The following is a 2,528-nucleotide window of genomic DNA, read 5'->3' as shown; positions in this document are numbered from 1 at the left end:
TGCCGATGCTGCGGCGCCTGCGCCGCGACGCCGCCGCGCGCGGCCTCGACGCACGCGTGCTGCAGATGGACCTGCGCGCGCCGGCGCTCGCGGGCCGCTTCGCGACGATACTGCTGCCGTATTCGCTGATCACCTACCTGACCGACGCGGCCGTCGCGGCCGAAGTGCTGACCAGCCTGCGCGGCCTGCTGAGCGACGACGGCTGCGTCGTGCTCGACGCGTTCGTGCCGCAGCCCGTGGAGAGCTTCGCCGACTTCCGCCTCGACTACCGCCGCCCGCACGAGAACGGCTTCCTCGAGCGCCGCAAGCGCATTACCGCGAACGCCGACGGCACCAACCGCATCGAGCGCTGGTATCGCGTGCTCGACGCGGACGACGCGCTGCGCGAGGAGTTCCACACCGACGAAACCATACGCCCGTACGCGCCGGCGCAGCTGCAGGCGCTCGCGCAGCAGGCCGGCTACGTCGTGCAGCGCGAAGTGCGCGACTACAGCGACGCGCCGGCCGGCGCGGCGATGCGTTTCGTGACGTTGATACTGCGGCCGTGAGGCCGCGGGGAACCGCCGGCGACCGGCGGCCGCAAGCCTGCGTTGAATTTCTCGCACAGGTTTCAATGGAACCGAAGTCCGGACGCGCATCGCCGAAACGACCCTGCGTCGGCGCAGGCCTGAAACCTTCGCCGTAGCGGCGTGCGCCGTGCGGAAACGCCCATCGAACCATGCGGCCTCCCGCGTCGATGCGAAAACTGCGAAACCGCTCACGCGCCGGGCGCGCAGTGCGCCGCAAACGCGCTGACGGCGCGACACCCGGCGATCCGTCCTCGGAGCACATCCCACCGCTGGAGCTCCGCGTGAAACGCTGCCTCACTCTGCTGCCCCTGCTCTGTCTCGCCGCGCCGGCCCAGGCGCTGACCATCCGCGTCGGCGCCGACGCGGGCTGCGACACCGCATCCATCGCCACGGCGCTGGCCCAGGCGCGCGCCAATCCGGGCGCCGACACGATCCGCATCGCGTCCAACCAGAGCTATGCCAACCAGCTGCTGTCGGTCGATTCGGAAGTGAGCTTGCGCGGCGGCTACGCCAACTGCGACGCGGCGACGCCGAGCGGCCGCACCGCGCTGGCCGGCACCGGCACCTGGGCCGTGATCAGCATCTGGACCGACGACCCCAACGGCATCGCCGCGCGTCTGGAAGGCCTGGACATCAGCGGCGGCGGAGTCGGCGGCGACGTCGGCGATTTCGGCGGCATCGTGGTCGGCGGCCGCGCCCGCGCGGCGCTCGCGGACCTGCGCATCCACGACAACGTCGGCATCTTCGGCGGCGGCCTCGGCCTGACCGGCACGAACGCGATCGTCGACATCGAGCGCAAGGTCGAGATCGACGCGAATCGCGCGCTGTACGGCGGCGGCATCGCCTCGGCCGGCACCGTGCGCCTGCGCCCGTACGCCGTCGTCATCCACGACAACGGCGCCGCGGTCGGCGGCGGCCTCTACGTCGACGGCGGCCTGGCCAGCGTCGGCAGCAATCCGGACGAAGCGGCCACGCCGGTCGACGGCCTGCTGATCCGCAACAACGCGGCCAGCGAACGCGGCGGCGGCATCTACGTGACGGGCACGTTCGGCAAGCTGCTGGCCGAGACGACGATAGTCCGCGACAACACGGCCGGCATCGAAGGCGGCGGCCTGTACGCGACGAACGGCGGCTATCTGCAGTTCACGCGTTACAGCATGGGACCGCAGCGTCCGTGCGCGGTCGAGCAGCAGTGCCTGCGCGTTTCCGGCAATACGGCGCCGCGCGGCGGCGGCATCGCGCTCGCGGCCGGCGCGAGCGCCTCGCTGAATCACAGCCTGATCCGCGACAACACCTCGGCCGACAGCCCGGCCGCCTCGGTGCGCGGCGCCGCGAGCGAACTGCGCCTGCTCGGCAGCGTGATCGCCCGCAACCGCTGCACCGGCGACAACGGCGCCTGCGTGCCCATCCACACCAGCGGCGGCAAGCTGCGCCTGAGCTACGCGACGGTCGCCGACAACACGACCGGCGCCTCGGCGCCGTCGCCGATCTTCGCCGACGGCGCCGGCGGCGAGCCGACCACGCGCGTGGAGGTCTATTCCAGCCTGGTCAGCGGCCACGCCCGGCTCTACTCGCAGAACGGCGCGGTGGTCACGCACGCCGGCGACTGCCTGCTGATGAGCCCGGGCCAGATACCCGCCGGCTTCACGCGCAGCGACGTGGCGCCCATCGACTTCGCCGACGCCGCGCGCGGCGACTATCGCCTGCGCGCCGGCACCGCGGCGATCGACTACTGCGACGCCGGCCCGGCGCCGACCGAGGACCCGGACATCGACGGCATCGTGCGCGGCCTCGAAAGCCCCGGCAACGCGAACGAATTCGGCGCCTACGACCTCGGCGCGTTCGAGTTCGAACGCATCTTCGCCGGCGGCTACGACGGTCCGCGCTGAGGCCGGCCGGCGGTCCGGCGGCCGCTGCCGCCGGACCGCGTCGATCCCCGGGGGCGGCCCCGGCGGGCGC

The 2,528-nt window shown here is 72.8% G+C and carries 2 protein-coding genes; both read left to right on the top strand.

Going from position 1 to position 2,528, the window contains the following annotated elements; translation table 11 throughout:
- On the top strand, positions 1-548 hold a 548-nt coding region (locus tag NON22_RS23005; RefSeq protein WP_257389320.1), incomplete at its 5' end, for a hypothetical protein.
- A 302-nt stretch (positions 549-850) separates the two neighbouring features.
- On the top strand, positions 851-2,458 hold the full coding sequence (locus tag NON22_RS23000) for a hypothetical protein (protein WP_257389319.1): 1,608 nt from the start codon (positions 851-853) through the stop codon (positions 2,456-2,458).
- Positions 2,459-2,528 lie beyond the last annotated feature (70 nt).

Origin of the sequence: Tahibacter caeni, assembly GCF_024609805.1 — a bacterium.
Taxonomy (GTDB): Bacteria; Pseudomonadota; Gammaproteobacteria; order Xanthomonadales; family Rhodanobacteraceae; genus Tahibacter; species Tahibacter caeni.
The sequence above is the reverse complement of the archived record's forward strand: the minus strand, read 5'-3'. Positions and strand labels throughout refer to the sequence as shown.